This is a genomic window from Vibrio sp. 970 (assembly GCF_033339075.1).
In genome coordinates this window covers 1-582 of sequence record NZ_JAWOTW010000592.1, presented here as the reverse complement: position 1 = coordinate 582, position 582 = coordinate 1, and the positions used below count along the sequence as shown (strand labels likewise).

The 582-nt window shown below is 47.9% G+C and carries 1 pseudogene; it reads left to right on the top strand.

Annotation, left to right across the window (positions count from 1 at the left end):
• Positions 1-582, top strand: a pseudogene (gene thrA / locus R7Q11_RS28065) (bifunctional aspartate kinase/homoserine dehydrogenase I); the annotation flags it as partial.

Sequence of the window (582 nt, the reverse complement as noted above, 5' to 3'; positions counted from 1 at the left end):
AGTCTAGCTCGTTTAATCGCGTTGGTTCAGCGCAATCACATCATCAACCCTGTACTTGTTGATTGTACGTCTAGTGAAGACATTGCAAATCAATATGCAGACTTTCTAGCAGCAGGTTTCCACGTGGTCACGCCAAACAAAAAAGCAAACACAGCAAGCATGGCGTACTACCATCAGCTTCGAGATGTCGCTCGTAGCTCGCGTCGCAAGTTGATGTACGAAACAACCGTAGGGGCAGGCCTACCGGTTATCGAAAACTTACAAAACCTGATTGCAGCAGGCGACGAGCTTGAACGATTTAGTGGCATTTTGTCAGGTTCACTGTCTTACATCTTCGGTAAACTTGACGAGGGTATGAGCCTGAGCGAAGCGACGAATATTGCGAAAGAAAATGGCTTCACTGAGCCAGATCCTCGTGATGACCTTTCTGGTATGGATGTTGCGCGTAAGCTGCTCATCCTAGCTCGCGAAGCAGGTATGTCATTAGAGCTTGAAGATGTGGTCGTTGACCAAGCGCTACCACCAGGCTTTGATGATTCAGGCAGTGTTGATGAATTTATGGCTCGTTTGCCAGAAGCGGAC